Origin of the sequence: Halosimplex marinum, assembly GCF_051414075.1 — an archaeon.
In the GTDB taxonomy this organism is placed as follows: Archaea; Halobacteriota; Halobacteria; order Halobacteriales; family Haloarculaceae; genus Halosimplex; species Halosimplex marinum.
This window is the reverse complement of sequence record NZ_JBLKNY010000007.1, coordinates 204,750-220,148: the sequence shown is the minus strand read 5'-3', so window position 1 is coordinate 220,148 and position 15,399 is coordinate 204,750. Positions and strand designations below refer to the sequence as shown.

Below are 15,399 nucleotides of genomic sequence, written 5' to 3'. Positions count from 1 at the left end.
ACACGGAGATACAACGGCTTTGGGGCGGTATCCCCTGTGACCTAGTAGATGCAGTCACCCATCCGAACGGAGTCCACCAACCGGATCGACGACGACCAGACCGCCAGCGAAGCAGTCCTCGACGCGGTCGCCGAGCGGGCGGGCGTGGGCGTGCTCGACATCTCGACACCGCTGTACGACGCCGTCGACCCGGAGGCGCTCGACGCGTTCTACCGGACGAGCCAGCCGTCGACCGGCGCGCCGACGCGCGTCTCCTTCGAGTACTACGGCTACGAGGTGACAGTCTCCGCCGACGGGGAGATCCGCCTCGACGCGGTGACCGTCGGCGACGGTGACGCCGACCGGGTACTGGGGTAAGCCGTGGCTTCCCACGCCGAGGAGGGACCCTTCGAGACCTGCGCGCACTGCGGCGCGCGCCTGTCGGGGCAGAGGTGGTTCCCGGCGACGACCCGCGTCGAGGGAGGATCGGTCTCGGTCGTCTCTTTCTGCGACGACGGCTGTCTGACCGCCTGGCGCGAGCGATAGCTCAGCCGTCTGGTGCGCCCGCCTCGAACAACCGCCGACACAGCTTGCGGTGGGCGGCGCGGACGTGCGTGTTGAACGTCGGTTGCGAGATGCCGAGCGACTCGGCGACCTCGCTGCCGGTCTGGGCGCGTGGCGAGTCGAAGTACCCGCCGAAGTACGCCGTCTGCAACACCTCCAGCTGTCGCTCGGTGAGTTCCTCCGTCAGCGTCGCGCGCAGTTCGGTCGGCGACTCGCGCGGCCGCTCGCGGCTCCGCTGGGCGACCAGCTCCGCGTCCGCGTAGGCGCCGCCGAAGGCGTCGACGAACTCCCGGACGGCCGCGTCGGCGCCGAGTTCGACGACGAGGCTCGCGACGCCGTCCTCGACCGTCAGCCGGCGCGGGCGCCCGCCGTGGCGACGGACCGTCTCGCAGAGGCTCCGCTCGCCCAGCGTCGCCTCGAACAGGCAGACCGGCCCGTCCGCCTCCTCGTACTCGGAGACGAGCGACACGTCCGTCGTCGCCAGGTCCGGCGCGGCCGCGCGGAGCTCCTCGACCGGGACGCCCCGCGTCGAGGCGAACACTCGCGGGCGCCCGTCCGGAGTGGGGACGATCCCCTCCAGCGTGAGTTCACAGCCCGTCTCGCGGACGACCTCGACGATACCCAGGTCGTCGTCGGCGACAGCGAACTCCAGCTCCGTCACCTCGTCGCTGACCAGCGACTTCTTGCTCTCGACGGCGTTGACGGCGTATGCGATGGTGTCGGCCAGTTCGGCCAGCACCGACCGCTCCAGCTCGTCGAACACGCCGGGCTGGTTGGCGTAGACGTTGAGCACGCCGTAGAGGGCGTCGTCGTAGGCGAGCGGCAGGGCGATCGAGGCGTGGTACCCGCGGGTCAGCGCCTCCTGGCGCCACGGCTCGAAGTCCGGGTCCTCGACCATGTTGTCGACGACCTGCGGCTCGCGCGTCCGGACGGCCCGCCCGGCGGGCCCGCGCCCGGTCGCGTCTTCGTCGGCCGTGACGGTCACCGCGTCGAGGTAGCCCCTCTCGGCGCCGGCCCACTCCCGGGGCGTGATCTCGCCGGTGACGGGGTCGTGGCCGCCGACCCACGCCAGCTCGTAGGGCCCCACGTCGGCCAGCTGCTCGCAGACGACCCGCTCGATCTCCCCGCGGGTCGACGCGCCCACGAGCGACTGGCCGATCGAGCGGATCGTGTCGTTGATGCGGTTGAGGCGTTCGAGCGATTCGTTCTGTTCCTCCAGGGTCCGCTCGCGCTCCGCGAGGAGCCGCTCGCGGTCGGCGCGGCCGCAGGCCGTCTCGACGGTCGCGGCCGTCGTCTCGACGAACTCCAGCTCGGCGTCGCAGAACCCGCCGGGCGCCTCCGTCGCGGTGACGAACACGCCGTGGGGACCCAGCGGCACCGCCGCGACCGCGGTCACGTCGTCGCCCGTCCCCGACACGTCGAGGTCGTCGACGACCCGCGTCTCGCCCGCGGTGAACGCCGCCCAGAGCGGCCCCGACGGCGTCTCGCTCAGCGCGGCCGTCGGGAGCTCGTCGACCGCGCGGTCGGTCCGCGCGGCGGTCTCCAGGCGGCCCTCGCCCCTGTCGTAGCTGACCACCGCTGTCAGCGGTAGCTCGAGCCGGTCGGCGGCGTGGTCGACAGTCGTCTCGGCGATGGCCGCCGCCGTCTCGGCGCCCATCAGGTCGCGGCTCGTCTCGTTGAGCGCCGCCAGTTGCGCCTGGCGCTGCTCGCGCTCCAGCTCGTAGCTGACCCACTGGGCGGTCAGCTCCAGGAAGGTCCGCTCGGCGTCCGAAAAGGGCCGGTCGCGCGCCTCGCGGGCGGCGAAACACAGCGTCCCGTAGCGCTCGCCGCCGACGGTGACCGTCGTCCCGACGTAGCTGTCGAGGCCGTAAGTCTCGAAGGCCGGGTCGTCCGCCCACCCCGCCGCGGGCGCGTCGGCGACGGCGACGAGCCCGTCGTTCTCGACGACGCGGCGGCAGTACGTCTCCGAGAGGTCCGCCGTCCGGCCGGGCTGTATCAGCTCGTGGGAGCCAACCGCGTCGACGATCTCGAAGCGGTCGCCGGTCACCCGCGACAGGAACCCGATCTCCAGGTCGAACCGCGCGCGGCCGAGTTCGAGCAGCCGCCGGAGCTTCCCCTCGAAGGACAGGTCGCCGTCGGCCGTGACCTCGTACAGCTCCCGCTGGAACGCCTCGCGCTGGTGGCGGCCGAGCTCGTATTCGATCCACTGGCCCATGAGCCGCTGGAAGGTCCGCTCCTCGTCGGAGAACGGGCGCTCGCGGGGCCGCTCCGAGAGGAAGAAGAACGTCCGGTCGTCGCAGCCGTCGACAGCGACGTGGGTGCCGAGGTAGGCCTCGACGCCGAGTTCGCGGCGGGCGACCGCGTCGGCGAACCCGGCCGCCTCGGGGTCGTCGACGCCGACGACGCCGCGCTCGTCGGCCGTCGCCGCGCAGTAGGTCTCCGACAGCGGCAGCTCCAGCCCCGACCGGAATCGGTCGTGGTCACCGCTGACGTGCTCGATTTCGAGGGTGTCGGCCCCGCGGTCGATCCGCGCAATCGCGCCGAGGTCGAGGTCGAACCGCTCGCACCCCAGGTCGAACAGCCGCTGGAGCTTCCGCTCGAACGACTGGTCCGACTGCGAGATTATCTCGTGTTGCTCGCGCATGACGGCGGTCTGCTCGTGCAGCGACGCCTTGGCCTGGGCCCGTTCGCGCAGCGTCCCCAGCATCCGGTCGAGCTCGCGCTCGGGCCGGTCCGGGCCGCAGAACTCCTCCGGCGGCGTGTAGTAGACGTTGTGGCAGACGGTCGTGTCCGAGATGAGGTGGGGGTGGACGCGGACGACCTCGATCAGTTCCTCCGGCGGGAACGTCGTCCGGTCGTACTGGCACATCGCGATGGCGTCCGCGTCGTCGAACAGCTCGTTCACCCGGCTCTCGTACTCCATGAACGCCTCGATGGGGACGCCCGCTTCGACGATCCAGTCCGTCTCCGCGACCACCCGGAACGCGTCGAACTCGTCCGTGGCGGCCTCGATCTCGGCCTCGTAGAGGTCCATCATCGACTCCGGGTCGAACGAGCCGTCCCGGAGGTAGGTGTTCGCGACGCTCTCGAAGACGAGCGCGCCGGACTCGACCGCCTCGTCGACGGGGATACCCCGGTCGCGGAGCAGGTCCGCGACGGTCTCCAGCGAGCGCTCGCTGCCGACGTACATACACTTCTCGCCCCCCTCCAGCCCCTGCCGCAGGAACGGGACGGTCGCCGCGAACTGTTCGTCGCGGTCATCGTAGATGAGTGCGAAGTGGTCGTTGGTGTGGTCGTGGCCGTCCAGGGGTTCGATGGGGCCGCGGAACTCCGCGCTCTCCCTGAGCGCCTCGGTCCCGTTGTCCAGCCCCAGCACCCGGCTCCGGCTCCCGCCGGCGTGGTCGTCCGCGCTCATCGGCTCCGCACCTCCGGACTCACCCCCATCGCTCGCGGGCGACCGGGGTCGCGACCGGGCGGTCCGAGCCGCCGACGGTTCCGTTCCGAGGCGGCGGCGTCGCCGCACGCGCCCTGTCGGAGTACCCGGTCGGTCTCGGTTCCGAGTTCGAAGAGAGATGTGTGTGTCATGGTCGGAGGGGCGCGGGCCGGTCCCGCGGTTGTCGTCGAAGGTAGGAGGATGCTAACCCGTATAAGGGACGCGATCGTTCGTTGACAGTACGTGCCGTATCGGCGCCGGAATCGAACCCGTCGCTCGCCGGCTACGGCCCGGTAGTGACCGGGTAGTTGCCGACTCGTATCGCCGAGCGGACCGACACGGGGACCGAGCGGTGTCGCGCGGTCCGGGCGCGCTCGGACCCCGGGACCGCCTCCGGACCGTCGACTCAGAACTCCGTGACGACCTCGACGCCGACGGTGTCGAACTCGCTCATCGCCGCCAGCCGGTCGGGTACGTCGGCGAGCGCGACCCGGTCGGTCACCAGGGCCCCGGGGTCGACCTGCCCGGCGGCGACCATCGCGAAGATGTCGTCGTAGCGGCGCGGGGGCATCCCGCGCGAGCCGGCGACGGTCAGGTCCGCCTGGACGAGTCGGTCGACCGGCAGGTCGACCTCGCCGCGGTCGTCGTCGCCGGTCAGCCCCACCTGGACGTGCGTGCCGCCGCTCGCCAGCGAGTCGACGGCCGTCCGGAACGTCTCCGCGGAGCCGAGCGCGTCCATCGACACGTCGGCGCCGCCGAACCGCTCGCGGACCCGCGCGGGAACGTCGACCGCGTCGGCGTTCAGCGTCGCCGCGGCGCCCGTCTCGGCGGCCAGCTCCAGCGGCGCCTCGCGCACGTCGACGGCGACCGGGGCGGCGCCGAGCGCGCTCGCTATCTGGACGGCCGAGAGGCCGACGCCGCCACAGCCGACGACGGCGACCACGTCGCCGCCCCCCGCGTCGGCGGTCGCGTCCAGCGCCTCGAAGGCGGTGACGAACCGACAGCCCATGCTCGCGGCGGCGACCGCCGAGACGCCGTCGGGGAGCGGGACGGCGTTCACGTCCGCCGCGGGGACGTGGAACCGCTCGGCGAACGCGCCCGGCGCCTCGGGGCCGAACCCCAGCGCGGTCGCGCCCTCGCAGTAGTTCTGTCGCCCCGCCCGGCAGGCCGGGCAGGTGCCGTCGGCGAGGCTGAACGGGACGACCACGCGGTCGCCGACCGCGACCGTCTCCACGTCGGCGCCGACTTCGCGGACGGTCCCCACGGGCTCGTGCCCGAGGACCTGCCCCGTCGGGACGCGGTCGTCGACCCAGTCGCCGTGGCCCTGCCAGGCGTGCCAGTCGCTCCGGCAGATCCCGCAGGCCTCGGTCTCGACGACGACGCCGTCGGGGTCGGCCTCGGGTTCCGGTACGTCGCGGAGTTCGAGCGGTTCGCCGTGCTCGGCGAGGACGACTGCGCGCATGGTCGCAGTTCCCGCTCGCGGAGGGTCACCGTTTCGGTCGCGCCGGCCGTCGCGCCCGTCGCTGCGGGGGTCGACTCGATCGAACCGGCAGTCACCGGGTCGGTCTGTCGCCGCCGCTCACCCGTAGGCGTACCGCAGGACCGTCTCGCCGTCGCGGGCGACGACCACCGTGTCGCCGCCGTTGTTCCAGACCGCCGAGTCGCTGCCCCAGTAGAGAGTGTCGGCGGTGTCGGTCCCCGAGCCGGTCCGGAGCGTCACCGTCTCGCCGGGGTCGAGCGCGAAGCCGTCGGGGAACGTGTACGTGTGGTCGGCTTCGTCGCTAACCATCCAACCGCCCAGGTCCAGCGGCCCCTCGCCGTCGTTGCCGAAAACGACGTATTCGTCGTTGCGGTTCTCGTGGTCGTTGCCCGCCGCGTCCGCGTGGACCCGCTCGACAGCCAGTCCTGACGAGGACGTGGCGACCGGGCCCTCCGTGTCACGAGGGCCCCCCTCGGCCACCGTCGCGTTCGGATTCCGGCAGTGCCACAGGCCACGGCGGTCGGCCTGCGCTTCGGCCTCGGCCGCGTAGTATCGGTCGGACCGCCGGAACGTGCTATCGTAGACGCGAGCGTGGCCGGTCGCGACCAGCCGGTAGTTGAAGTCCGTGCGGTCGGCCGCGACCCGGTCGGTCCCCGTCGGTCCGGCAGCCGCGGTGCCGTCGTTCGTGGCAGTCACAGCCCCGTTCGCGCCGCTCGCGTTCGTGCCGCTCGTACTCCTGTCGCTCACGTTGACGTGGACGTACGCCAGCAGCCGGCCGTAGCTGCCCCGTCGGTCGGCCGCCGGGTCGGTGACCAGGGTCACCCGCTCGCCGGCCAGCCACCGCTCGGCGAACGCGGTGGCGTCCTCCCCCGCGGATCCGAGGCAGGCGCGGCCCGCCCCGTTGTTCGGCACCCCCTCGTACTCGGCGGGGTCGTTGTCGGCGTACACCTCCGGCGTGTCCACGCCCAGCAGTCGCACCGTCTCCGTCGACCCGTTGGCGTACCGCACGTCGACCGTGTCCCCGTCGACCACCTCGACCACGGTCACAGTCGTCCCGTTCGCCACGTCCGGCGCCGCGGCGGTCGGTCCGGCGGTCTCCTCGCCGACCGACAGCGAGATCCCCGCGCAACCGCTCAGCACCGCCAGCAGCGCCAGCAGCGCCACCGCGAGGACCGCCGCGACCCGGTCCGGTCGGCCGTTCATACCTCCGATCGAGCCGCCAGCCGCATGAGGGTTGCCACCCGGACGCGCGGCGTCCGGTTCGGAGGGCGAATCCCGCAGGGAACCCTGGCAGGGTCAGTGTGGGAGAGACAGAGACGACAGCGCGCCGACCGCACGCTCACAGCCGCCTCGTCTCCGAACGGCGCACATCCGCCACGCACCTTTTGCTCGCGCGGGCCGAACGCAGGGTATGCGCCGGGCGCTCGTCGCGCTGCTCGTCGTCCTCGCGGGCTGTAGCGCCCTGACCCCGGGAACGGACCGGCCGACGGTGACGCCGGCGCCGGTACCGACCGACTCGCCGCTCCCCCCGGGCGTCGAGCCGAGCGGCGTGACCGATCCGGCGGCGCTCGCGAACGCGCACGCCGCCGCGCTCGGGAACCGGAGCTACACGCTCGTGACGAACCGGACGGTCCGGGCCGCGAACGGGTCGCTCAGGTCGGCGCTGACCGTCCGGCTCGCCCTCTCGGCGGCGCCCGCGCGGAACTACCACGCGAGGGTGTCGGTCGAGGGCCCGGACGCACCGCTCGTCATCGGCGAACCGCCGACCCGCGCCGAGTACTGGGCGAACGACGAGGTGTACCTCCGCCGGCAGGCCATCGACAACCGGACCGAGTACAGCCGCTACGACGACACCGACGCCTACGTCGGGACCTGGAGCTTCTGGCTCGGGACGGTCGCGCTGGACCTCGGACCCGAGACGGACCTGCGCTCGACGCTCGAAGGGTTCGAAACGCGGGTCGCCGACCGGCTGCCCGGGAGCGAACGGGTCCAGCTCGTCGGAACGACCGTCCGCTCCGAGGGGTTCGTCGGCGACTCCACGGCCGACGACATCGAGAACGCGACGCTGCACGCGTTCGTCGGCGAGTCGGGATTCGTGAGCTCGTACCACGTCGTCTACGACGCGACCGTCGACGGCGAGCGCGTCCGCGTCAGGCGGAGCGTCCGGTTCGAACGGGTCGGCGCGACGACCGTCGACCGACCGACCTGGTACGACGAGGCGATGGAACAGGGGTGAGGAATCGATCCGGTCGGCCCGGTCCGGCCCAGCCCGACCGCCCGGGACTGGCGAACTCGTTCGGGACCGTCCGTTTCCGGCCGCGGGTCGAGCCAAGGGTATGAGCGACAGAGCCGCCGCCCTGTCGGCGCTCGCCGAGCGGGTGGCCGACCGCGAGGGCGTCGTCGACGCCTGGACGGCCAAGAGCTTCACCGACCGCCTGTTCGTCGTCGAGGTCCCGCCGGAGAGGCGGCTCCCCGAGGCGGTGCGGGAGACGCTACACGACCACGACCTGCGGGAGGCCGACGAGGTCTACGAGGTCGAGGGCGCCGCCGACGCCGACTTCGCCGGCGACCTCGCCGACGGCCGCCGCTACCGGTTCGTCGACGTGCAGACTCGGGGTGACCTTCAGTCGTACGTCGTGGAGTAGGAGCCAGGAGACAGCGGGGGAGAAAGACGGCGGGGTTCGGGTTCGGGATGCCTGACGGCAGTGGGGTCGGGGTCTGGACCCGGTGGATTTCGGTTCCGGGTTCGGGAGCGGTGGGGCCGGCCGTGGATGGTCAGCCCTCGTAGCCGGCGTACTCCATGAGCTGGGCGAAGATGTCGGAGTCCATCGCCTCCTTGTACACGATGGCGCCGACCATGCCGCCGGGGTAGGAGTTGCCGTTCATCGCGTGGAACACCTTGTGGCAGTGCATGAGGTAGATGCCCGGGTCGGCGTCGGCCTCGAACTCGACGGTCTTGCGCTCGGCCGGCGCGATGTTGAGCACGTCCTCCTTGTAGCGGGCCGCCTCGGGGACGGGCGAGCCGTCCTTCTCGACGACTTCGAAGCGGTGGTTGTGCGTGTGCATCGGGTGCATCATGTACCCGTTGTTGGCGAAGTGGATGCGGACGGTGTCGCCCTGCTCGACGATGACGGGCGAGCCGTCCTCGGGGTGGAGCGTCCGGGGCGCGGACTTGCCGTTGATCGTGAACACGTCGGGGTTGCGCTGGCGCGGCGAGTAGGAGGCGTCCATCCCGGCCATCTGCTTGTTGAGGTCGCTGTCCCAGTCCTTGAGCGTCATGAACAGCTCCTGGTCGGCCTCCTCGTAGCCCTCCGGGTCGACCCGGAAGAAGCCGTACATCCCCATGTCGATGTGGCGGTGAGTCTGGTAGTGGCAGTGGTAGAGGTGGGTGCCCGGGACGTTAGCGGGGATCTCGTAGGTGTGGCTCTCGCCCGGGGGGACCGTGATCCCGGTCGTCGTCGGGACGCCGTCGTCCTCCCAGTTCTTGCGGACGCCGTGGAAGTGGACGGTGTGCGGTCGCTTGCCGTCGGTGTTGTCCAGCGTCACCTCCATGTCCTCGCCCTCGGTCGTCCGGAGGATCGGCCCCGGGACGGAGGGTTCGCGGTCGTCGGCCTGGAACGCCCAGGTGGCCGGCAGGTCGACGGGGCCGCCCATGTTCTCCAGCGGGTGGACCTCGTGGTAGGACGGGACGCTCCGCAGGGTGACCTGGTTGCCCTGCTCGTCGACGTTGACGACCTCCGGCGGCGAGGTCTTGGGCAGGTCCGCCGGGTTGGTCGTCTGTGCGGGCGTGGAACCGCTCCCCGGTTCGACCTCCGAGACCGTGACGCCGCCCTCTTCGGCGGGGGCGGCCTGACAGCCGGACAGCGCCATGAAGCCGGTCGTGCCGGCGGCGGCCTTGGCGAACTCGCGACGCGACATGTCCGTTCCGGGCGCACCGATGTTGTCGGTCATGCTCAACTCGGAGTTGGGAGCCATCCCATAAAGCCCGGCAAGGGGATTCCCGCGGTCTGAAAACAGCCCCCAGCATCGGGGATCAATGAGTTATAAACGGACCCGAACTGGTTCGCGGCACCTCTCAGAGGCGAACAAGTTCGGTTCGCGGGCGCCTCCCGGTCGGTCGCGTGTCGGGCCCTCGCCGTCCGGGGCGGACACTCGGCCGAGTCGCAGACAGCGCTTTTGAGGCTGGCCCGTGGAGAGGGGGATATGTACGACGACATCCTCTTCCCGACGGACGGGAGCGACGCGGCGGAAGCAGCCCTCGACGCGGCCATCGCCGCGGCCGACGCCCACGACGCGACGCTGCACGTGCTGTACGTGGCCGACACGAACCAGCACAGCCTCGCCAACATCCAGGGACAGGTCACGGACGTGCTGGAGGGCGAAGGGCAAAAGATCGTCGAGGACGCGGCCGCCCGCGCCCGCAACGTCGGGGTCGACACCGTCGACGAGGTGATCCAGGGCGGTCCCTCCGAGACTATCTGCGAGTACGTCGACAACAGGGGGATCGACCTCGTCGTGATGGGCACGCGCGGGAGCCGCGACATCGAGCGGATCATCCTCGGGAGCGTCACCGAGCGGGTCGTCCGCAACACCACGGTCCCCGTGCTGGTCGTCCCGCCGGAGAGCGACCCCGAGTACCCGCCCGAGTCGCTGCTCGTCGGCACCGACGGCAGCGAGGGCTCGGCGGCGGCCGTCGACGAGGGGCTGGACATCGCCGAGGCCGCGGGGGGGACCCTCCACGTCGTCTCGGTCCTCGACTCGAACGTCCTGGGCATCGACATCGGCTCCTCGCAGATCGACGAGGCCCGCGAGCAGCGCGACGCGGCGGCGCTCGCACCGGCCAGGGAGCGCGCCGAGGAGCGCGGCGTCGCCGTCGAGACGGCCGTCGAGGAGGGCGACGTGGTCGACCGGCTCAACGGGTACGTCGACGACCACGGGGTCGACCTGGTCGTAGTCGGCACCCACGGCCGGACGGGCCTCGACAAGCGCATCCTCGGCAGCGTCACCGAGAACCTGATGCGCTCGGCGTCCGTTCCGGTGCTGTCCGTCCGGGCGTCCGGGGAGTAGACGACCTCCGGCGGGAACGACGGTCGGCCAGGGCAACCGACCGCTCCGGCCCCGGAGGGGCGCGGGCGTCCGGGCCCGCATGGAAAGCGATTTAGCCGGCCGGGAGCGACCGTCCGGTAATGAGTCTGTCCGACGCCGACCACGAGCTCGTGGTCGAGGAACTGGGCCGGGAGCCCACCCGGGCCGAGGCCGCGCTGTTCGAGAACCTCTGGAGCGAGCACTGCGCCTACCGCTCGTCGTGGCCGCTGTTGAGCGCCTTCGACAGCGAGGGCGACCGGGTCGTCGTCGGCCCCGGCGACGACGCCGGCGTCGTCTCCATCCCGTCGGACGGCGACGAGACGTACATCACGATGGGCATCGAGAGCCACAACCACCCCTCCTACGTCGACCCGTTCGACGGCGCGGCCACCGGCGTCGGCGGCATCGTCCGCGACACGCTCTCGATGGGTGCCTACCCCATCGCGCTCGCGGACTCCCTCTATTTCGGTGACTTCGACCGCGAGCACTCCCGCTACCTCTTCGAGGGTGTCGTCGAGGGTATCTCCCACTACGGCAACTGCATCGGCGTCCCCACGGTCGCCGGCTCGACGGCGTTCCACGACGACTACGAGGGCAACCCGCTCGTGAACGTCGCCTGCGTCGGACTCATCGACGACCCCGAGCGGCTGGTCACCGCGGAGGCACAGGAACCCGGGAACAAGCTGCTGCTCGTCGGCAACTCGACCGGCCGCGACGGCCTGGGCGGGGCCTCCTTCGCCAGCGAGGACCTCGCGGAGGACGCCGAGACCGAGGACCGCCCGGCGGTCCAGGTCGGCGACCCCTACACCGAGAAACTCCTGATCGAGGCCAACGAGGCGCTGATCGACGAGGGCCTGATCGAATCGGCCCGCGATCTGGGCGCCGCGGGCCTGGGCGGGGCGTCCTCCGAGATGGTCGCCAAGGGCGGCCTCGGGGCGAACATCGAGCTGACGAACGTCCACGAGCGCGAGCCGAACATGAACGCCATGGAGTACCTGCTCGCGGAGAGCCAGGAGCGGATGTGCTACGAGGTCCGCCCGGAGAACGTCGACCGCGTGAAGGCGATCGCCGACCGCTACGATCTGGGCGCCTCAGTCATCGGCGAGGTCACGGACGGCAATTACGTCTGCACGTTCGAGGGCGAGACCGTCGTCGACGCGCCCGCGGCGTTCCTCGGCGACGGCGCGCCGTACAACGACCTGCCCGCCGAGGAACCGGCGGAACAGGAGCGGGACCTCCCGGAGGGCGTCGACCTGACGGGGGCGTTCGAGGCCGTCGTCGGCAGTCCGAACACGGCCTCGAAGGAGTGGGTCTACCGGCAGTACGACCACGAGGTGCAGGTCCGCACCGCCACCCGGCCGGGCGACGACGCCGCCGTGCTGGCGATCAGAGAGGCCGAAACGGGCCTGGCCTTCTCCTCGGGCGCCGACCCCAACTGGACGGCGGCCGCGCCCTACGAGGGCGCCCGGGCGGTCGCGCTGGAGAACGCCACCAACGTCGCAGCGAAGGGCGCGACCCCCCACGCCGCGGTCGACTGCCTCAACGGCGGCAACCCCGAGAAACCCGACGTGTACGGCGGGTTCAAGGGGATCGTCGACGGGCTGGCGGAGATGTGCTCGACGCTCGACGTGCCCGTCCTCGGCGGGAACGTCTCGCTGTACAACGACTCGGCGGCCGGCCCGATCCCGCCGACGCCGACGCTCGCCCTGGTCGGCGTCAAGGACGGCTACGAAGCGCCGCCGCACTCGCTGGCCGGCGAGGGCGACCTCCTGCTGGTCGGCGCGCGCTCGCTGGAGGGCGACGCCGAACCGCGGCTCGGCGGCTCGGAGTACCTCGCGCAGTTCGGCGGGACGGACCGGTTCCCCGAGTCGCTGGCCAACCCCGACGCGTTCGTCGACACGCTGGTCGACGTGGCGAACGACGACGCGACGCTGGCCACTCACGACGTGAGCCACGGCGGCCTCGCGGTGACCCTCGCCGAGATGGTCACCGACGACGCCGGCGCGAGCGTCGGCCTCGACGCCCCGTCGAAGGGCTCGCCCGCGGCGCTGCTGTTCGGCGAGCAGGCCGGCCGCGTCGTCGTCGAGACGACCGACGCGAGCGCGGTCCGCGAGGCCTTCGACGGCGTCGCGCCCGTCTACGACCTCGGGACGGCCGACGACTCCGGGACTCTCGACGTGGCGCTTGCGGACGCCGATCTGTCCTACGACGCCGCCGAGATCGCCGACCTGCGCGACGTGATCGAGCGGGAACTGGACTGACCGCGGGACGAACGGGTACCGCGTCACGCTCGCCGCCCTCGGCGGGCGGTCGGTCAGACCCGTTCGACCTTGATGCCGCCGCAGTTCTGACAGGTGTTGATGTCCATCGTCGGATCCGCGAAGTACTCCTTCCCGCAGCTCTGACAGACGTGGCTCGGTTCCGCCGGCGACCCGTCCCCACTCCCCCGGTCCGCGGTCGCTCGGCCGGTCGCTCCGTCCTCGTTCTCCCCCTCCTCGCCGAACAACCGGGTGATCCGTTTCAGTAGTGGCATTCTATCTCTCCCATCGAACGTCGGTCGGCGACGGGGATGGGTGTTCCTGCAGTTACGCGTCGGGGTGCGTGTCAGGGAGTGTCACGTTACGGGTTCGAAGCGTGCGACCCTCAGGCGAGTGTCAGAAGAACCGTCGCCGCCCCGTTACCCGGGCCGCCCGAGAGGGCGTAGTAGGGCGCGAGCTGTATCGCGACGCCGTGGGCCGCGTAGACGGCGGCCGGTGCCCAGACCGTCCGGGCGCGTTCGGAGGCGAGCGCGGCGGCGCCGACGGCGACCGCGTAGCTGACCGCGGCGGGTCCCGGGCTGAGCCCGACGAACGCGTATCCGACGACTGCGACGACGGCACCCACCGCCGCGCCGGCGCCGGCGGCGGCCAGTGCCGGTCGGCCGGAGTCCGAGAGCGCGTCCCGTTCGTCCCAGAGGCGGCCGCACGCGACCGCGGCGGCCAGCACGGCCACGACGGCGAGTACCATCGCCGCGAGGACGACGAGCCAGCGGACGGAGGCGGGAACCGGACCGAGTGCCGGTGAGAGCGCGGCCGGGACGGCGGCGCCGACCCAGTCGGCGCCGAACGCCAGCAGCGTGACCGCACCGACGGCGGCGGCCGGCGACCGATGGCGACGGAACGCCGCCTGGACGGCGCCGTTGAACAGCAGGGCGGTCCCGACCGCCGTGATCGTCGCTGGGACGACCGTCCCGAGCACGAACGAGAGGGCGGACGGCGCCGCCCCGTACCGGAACGCGGCGAACGGGCCGTCGAGCCACCCGGCCGCCGTCGCCCCGACCGTCGCGAGCGCGACGACGACGGCGACGGCGACGACCGCGAGGCCGGTCGCGAGCCAGCCGTCGCGGGTCGGCGGCGCCGTCGGGACCTCGAGGTCGGCGACGCGGGCGTACCCCACGGCGAGGAGACCGACGGCGACCGAGTAGCCGGCCGACCGGACGACCGGTTCCGCGGAGACGCCGACCGCCGGGCGTCCGATCGCGAGGTAGACGGCGACGACCACCAGCGCCGCCGCGGCCAGGCCCGCCTGCACCAGTTCGTCGCCGTCCAGGCGCCCCCCGCGTCCGGCCGTGAGCGCGACGAAGCCCGCCCCGAGTGCGGCGAGCGCGACCGCGCTGTACGCGACGGTCACCACCAGCGGCACCCTGAGAATCCCCGTGACCGAGCGGAGCGCCCCTGTGCCGTAGCCGACGCCGACCCTGACGACGACGAGTCCGGCCAGCACCGCCGCGAGCGCGGCGTACTCGGCGGCTATCGGCCAGCCGGCCGAGGGCTGTCGCTGGAGGGAAGCGCACATGCAAGAGAGTAGTCGACCGTCCGGCATAAGCTTGGGGCCCGCCGGCTCCGTCGCGTCGACGGAAGCGACCGGATGGACCGCTCACGCGGCGTCGATCGAAGCCCCGATTACGCGGTCGGCCCCAGGTCCGCTATGCGCCGTCGGGACCTCCTCGCGACGCTCGCCGGCGGGACTACCATCGGCCTCGCGGGCTGTGGCGCGTCCGGGGACGAGACGCCGCGACCGTTCCGCGTGTCGAGCCCGGCGATAGCCACCGACGAAGCGCTCCCGACGCGGTTCACCTGCGACGGCGAGGGGGTCTCCCCGCCGTTCGCCGTCGAGAGCGCGCCGGAGCCGACAGCGGGGTTCGCCGCGACGGCGTCGTTCAACCAGGGGCCGATCACCGACAGGACCTTCTGGACGCTGTGGAACGTCCCGCCCGACCGCGACCGGATCCCCGCCGCGCTCCCGGGCGAGTCGGTCGTCGAGTCGCTCGGCGGCGCGCGGCAGGGCCGGCCCGAGGGCGGCGAGGTCGGATACAGCCCGCCCTGCCCGCCCGGGGGCGAACCGTTCACCTACCGCTTTCAGGTGTACGCGCTCTCGGAGCGCCTCGGCGTCGAGGGCGGCGCGACCCACGACGCCGCGAGCGAAGCGGTCGGCAACGCCGTCCTCGCGAGCCGCCGGTTCACCGTCGAGTACACGCGGCCGCTGTCGGACCCGACGATGGTCACCCGGTCCGACCGCTGAGAAGTCGCGTCAGACCAGCGCGAGCGGGAGAACGAACGTGACGACGAGCCCGACGAGGGTGACGGCGACGCCGACGCCCACGTCGCGGCCGGTGTAGTCGCTCTGCGGTGCCGTCGAGCGCAGCGGCGGCTCCCGCGCCGGGAGGTCCTTGTCCGCGGGGTCGTAGTCCGGGCGGTCCTCGTGTCCGTGCGCCGCGTCCTCGTGTTCGTCGACCATGGACGCCGATTCAGCCGGGGGCCACCTTAGCGTGTCGGAACGGCTCGGTGCCCAGTTCCTCTCGCCCCCGCTCCGGTTTCGG

At 72.2% G+C, this 15,399-nt stretch carries 14 protein-coding genes; 7 read left to right on the top strand and 7 right to left on the bottom strand.

All coding sequences use genetic code 11. The annotated features are described in order from the left end of the window. Positions 1–48: 48 nt before the first annotated feature. Positions 49–357 carry a HalOD1 output domain-containing protein gene (locus ACMGFI_RS19660; protein WP_436911911.1) on the top strand — a complete coding sequence of 103 codons (309 nt, stop codon included), beginning with the start codon at positions 49–51 and terminating at the stop codon, positions 355–357. 3 nt (positions 358–360) lie between these two features. Continuing rightward, positions 361–525: a DUF7576 family protein gene (locus ACMGFI_RS19655; RefSeq protein ID WP_436911910.1), complete on the top strand. Its 165-nt coding sequence runs from the start codon at positions 361–363 to the stop codon at positions 523–525. Between the two features lies 1 nt (position 526). On the opposite strand, the gene ACMGFI_RS19650 is transcribed toward ACMGFI_RS19655, so the two are convergent. The 3 genes from ACMGFI_RS19650 to ACMGFI_RS19640 form a co-directional block, all read right to left on the bottom strand. Further along, a complete protein-coding gene (locus ACMGFI_RS19650; RefSeq protein ID WP_436911908.1) occupies positions 527–3,958 on the bottom strand; it encodes an MEDS domain-containing protein in 3,432 nt (1,143 codons plus the stop codon). A gap of 424 nt (positions 3,959–4,382) precedes the next feature. Beyond that, positions 4,383–5,438 (bottom strand): alcohol dehydrogenase catalytic domain-containing protein, encoded by a 1,056-nt coding sequence (locus tag ACMGFI_RS19645; protein ID WP_436911905.1) that lies wholly within the window; start codon positions 5,436–5,438, stop codon positions 4,383–4,385. Between the two features lie 117 nt (positions 5,439–5,555). Next, positions 5,556–6,659 carry a lamin tail domain-containing protein gene (locus ACMGFI_RS19640; protein WP_436911904.1) on the bottom strand — a complete coding sequence of 368 codons (1,104 nt, stop codon included), beginning with the start codon at positions 6,657–6,659 and terminating at the stop codon, positions 5,556–5,558. Positions 6,660–6,867: 208 nt separating this feature from the next. Here ACMGFI_RS19640 and ACMGFI_RS19635 point away from each other — a divergent pair, with 208 nt between their 5' ends. Both ACMGFI_RS19635 and ACMGFI_RS19630 read left to right on the top strand, forming a co-directional pair. Further along, complete coding sequence (locus ACMGFI_RS19635; RefSeq protein ID WP_436911903.1) at positions 6,868–7,692, top strand: DUF7537 family lipoprotein; 825 nt, start codon at positions 6,868–6,870, stop codon at positions 7,690–7,692. A 100-nt stretch (positions 7,693–7,792) separates the two neighbouring features. Further along, positions 7,793–8,101, top strand: coding sequence for a hypothetical protein (locus ACMGFI_RS19630; protein ID WP_436911902.1), 309 nt, complete (start codon positions 7,793–7,795; stop codon positions 8,099–8,101). A 130-nt stretch (positions 8,102–8,231) separates the two neighbouring features. On the opposite strand, the gene ACMGFI_RS19625 is transcribed toward ACMGFI_RS19630, so the two are convergent. Then, positions 8,232–9,407: a multicopper oxidase domain-containing protein gene (locus tag ACMGFI_RS19625; protein ID WP_436911900.1), complete on the bottom strand. Its 1,176-nt coding sequence runs from the start codon at positions 9,405–9,407 to the stop codon at positions 8,232–8,234. Positions 9,408–9,659: 252 nt separating this feature from the next. Between ACMGFI_RS19625 and ACMGFI_RS19620 the strand changes: the two genes are divergently transcribed. Then, positions 9,660–10,523: a universal stress protein gene (locus tag ACMGFI_RS19620; protein WP_436911899.1), complete on the top strand. Its 864-nt coding sequence runs from the start codon at positions 9,660–9,662 to the stop codon at positions 10,521–10,523. A 119-nt stretch (positions 10,524–10,642) separates the two neighbouring features. Continuing rightward, the gene (gene purL, locus ACMGFI_RS19615) at positions 10,643–12,802 is read left to right on the top strand and encodes a phosphoribosylformylglycinamidine synthase subunit PurL (RefSeq protein WP_436911896.1); all 2,160 of its coding nucleotides are present in this window, start codon (positions 10,643–10,645) and stop codon (positions 12,800–12,802) included. Positions 12,803–12,855: 53 nt separating this feature from the next. Here the strand turns inward: purL and ACMGFI_RS19610 are convergent, their stop codons facing one another. Together ACMGFI_RS19610 and ACMGFI_RS19605 are read right to left on the bottom strand one after the other, a co-directional pair. Next, positions 12,856–13,074 carry a hypothetical protein gene (locus ACMGFI_RS19610; protein ID WP_436911894.1) on the bottom strand — a complete coding sequence of 73 codons (219 nt, stop codon included), beginning with the start codon at positions 13,072–13,074 and terminating at the stop codon, positions 12,856–12,858. A 110-nt stretch (positions 13,075–13,184) separates the two neighbouring features. Continuing rightward, the gene (locus ACMGFI_RS19605; protein WP_436911891.1) at positions 13,185–14,375 is read right to left on the bottom strand and encodes a hypothetical protein; all 1,191 of its coding nucleotides are present in this window, start codon (positions 14,373–14,375) and stop codon (positions 13,185–13,187) included. Between the two features lie 132 nt (positions 14,376–14,507). On the opposite strand from ACMGFI_RS19605, the gene ACMGFI_RS19600 reads away from it, so the two are divergent. Next, positions 14,508–15,101 (top strand): YbhB/YbcL family Raf kinase inhibitor-like protein, encoded by a 594-nt coding sequence (locus ACMGFI_RS19600; protein ID WP_436911889.1) that lies wholly within the window; start codon positions 14,508–14,510, stop codon positions 15,099–15,101. Between the two features lie 9 nt (positions 15,102–15,110). On the opposite strand, the gene ACMGFI_RS19595 is transcribed toward ACMGFI_RS19600, so the two are convergent. Continuing rightward, positions 15,111–15,317: a DUF7550 family protein gene (locus tag ACMGFI_RS19595; RefSeq protein WP_436911888.1), complete on the bottom strand. Its 207-nt coding sequence runs from the start codon at positions 15,315–15,317 to the stop codon at positions 15,111–15,113. Between the last annotated feature and the right edge of the window lie 82 nt (positions 15,318–15,399).

Excerpts from the sequence above, each read along its gene's own strand:
- ACMGFI_RS19660 (WP_436911911.1), top strand. The coding sequence starts at position 49 with ATGCAGTCACCCATCCGAACGGAGTCCACCAACCGGATCGACGACGAC.
- ACMGFI_RS19650 (WP_436911908.1), bottom strand. The coding sequence starts at position 3,958 with ATGAGCGCGGACGACCACGCCGGCGGGAGCCGGAGCCGGGTGCTGGGG.
- ACMGFI_RS19645 (WP_436911905.1), bottom strand. The coding sequence starts at position 5,438 with ATGCGCGCAGTCGTCCTCGCCGAGCACGGCGAACCGCTCGAACTCCGC.
- ACMGFI_RS19640 (WP_436911904.1), bottom strand. The coding sequence starts at position 6,659 with ATGAACGGCCGACCGGACCGGGTCGCGGCGGTCCTCGCGGTGGCGCTG.
- ACMGFI_RS19635 (WP_436911903.1), top strand. The coding sequence starts at position 6,868 with ATGCGCCGGGCGCTCGTCGCGCTGCTCGTCGTCCTCGCGGGCTGTAGC.
- ACMGFI_RS19630 (WP_436911902.1), top strand. The coding sequence starts at position 7,793 with ATGAGCGACAGAGCCGCCGCCCTGTCGGCGCTCGCCGAGCGGGTGGCC.
- ACMGFI_RS19625 (WP_436911900.1), bottom strand. The coding sequence starts at position 9,407 with ATGACCGACAACATCGGTGCGCCCGGAACGGACATGTCGCGTCGCGAG.
- ACMGFI_RS19620 (WP_436911899.1), top strand. The coding sequence starts at position 9,660 with ATGTACGACGACATCCTCTTCCCGACGGACGGGAGCGACGCGGCGGAA.
- purL (WP_436911896.1), top strand. The coding sequence starts at position 10,643 with ATGAGTCTGTCCGACGCCGACCACGAGCTCGTGGTCGAGGAACTGGGC.
- ACMGFI_RS19610 (WP_436911894.1), bottom strand. The coding sequence starts at position 13,074 with ATGCCACTACTGAAACGGATCACCCGGTTGTTCGGCGAGGAGGGGGAG.
- ACMGFI_RS19605 (WP_436911891.1), bottom strand. The coding sequence starts at position 14,375 with ATGTGCGCTTCCCTCCAGCGACAGCCCTCGGCCGGCTGGCCGATAGCC.
- ACMGFI_RS19600 (WP_436911889.1), top strand. The coding sequence starts at position 14,508 with ATGCGCCGTCGGGACCTCCTCGCGACGCTCGCCGGCGGGACTACCATC.
- ACMGFI_RS19595 (WP_436911888.1), bottom strand. The coding sequence starts at position 15,317 with ATGGTCGACGAACACGAGGACGCGGCGCACGGACACGAGGACCGCCCG.